The sequence below is a fragment of the Acidovorax sp. KNOB132 genome (assembly GCF_057541515.1).
Genome location: NZ_BAAJYT010000548.1, coordinates 1 through 1,178, shown reverse-complemented (window position 1 = coordinate 1,178; position 1,178 = coordinate 1). Strand labels below are relative to the sequence as shown.

Below are 1,178 nucleotides of genomic sequence, written 5' to 3'. Positions count from 1 at the left end.
GCCGGCGGCGGGGCGCCGCCCGGCAGGCACAGCGCGCAGTCGAGCGTGTGCAAGCCCCCACCATCGGGCGCAGTGCCATCGTCCTGCGCCACGAGCTGGAACACGCCCGCGGCACTGCACACCACCATCAGCGACTGCGGGTGCACCAGGGGCGACGCCGCGGCCACGCCCAGCGCCAATGCGAACCACGCCAGGAGCCAGCGGGCGGTGAGGAAGGGCGTGCGCAGCGCATTCATGGGCGGGGGGATTATCGGCGCTGGGGCCAAGCGCGCATGGCGGCCCGACCATCAAAGAAAGGCGCGCGGCGTCACGGCAGGGCCACCCAGCCGGGATGGCCGGGCATCGCAGCCTCTTCGGCCACCAGGGCTGCGCAGCACTGCGCCACGTGATCGACCAGCGCCCGCACGCGCGCCGGCATGAACCGGTGGCTGGGCAGCACGGCGTGCAGGGCATAGCGCTGTCCCCGCCAGTCGGGCAGCAGCGCGACCAGGGCGCCCGAGCGCAGGCTGGCGCGCACGTCGATCGCCGACTTGTAGACGATGCCGCCACCCGCCAGCGCCCATTCATGCGCAATGGAGCCGTCGTCCACGCTGCGCTCGCCCTCCACGGCCACCGAGACCGCCTCGCCATCGGCCGCCCGCTCGAAATGCCAGCGCACCTCCCGCCGGCCGGCGATGTGCAGGGTCAGGCAGTCGTGCCCCGCCAGCTCGGCGGGGTGCCGGGGTACGCCCCGCCGCGCCAGGTAGGCCGGTGCGGCGCAGGCCACGCGCCGGGTGATGCACAGCGGCCGGGCGATCAGTTGCGAGTCGGCCAGCGCGCCATAGCGCAGGGCCACGTCCACCGCATCGCGGCGCACGTCCTGCACCCGGTCGCTGACCGACAAGGCCAGGTGCACGCCCGGGTGCTGCTGCAGGAAGCGGTCGAACCACGGCAGCAGCAGGCTGCGCGACAGGTCCGACGGCGCGGCCACGCGCACGGTGCCGCGCAGCGCGCCGGCCTCCGAGGCCGCCTGGCTCGCGCCCTCCTCCAGCAGCTCGAGCGCCCGCGCCGCGTAGTCGAGCAGGGTCTGCCCCTGGTCGGTGAGCCGCATGGCGCGGGTGGAACGCTCGAACAGGCGCGCGCCCACTTGCGCCTCCAGCCGCTTGAGCATGGCGCTGGCCGCTGCGGGCGTGATTTCC

1 protein-coding gene and 1 pseudogene are annotated in these 1,178 nt (G+C 74.7%); both read right to left on the bottom strand.

Annotated features, from left to right (window positions below; all coding sequences use genetic code 11):
• Positions 1–236, bottom strand: a pseudogene (locus AC27IO_RS24535) (hypothetical protein); the annotation flags it as partial.
• Positions 237–307: 71 nt separating this feature from the next.
• Positions 308–1,178, bottom strand: an 871-nt coding sequence (locus tag AC27IO_RS24530) for a LysR family transcriptional regulator (RefSeq protein ID WP_498741252.1), incomplete at its 5' end; no start/stop codon positions are given.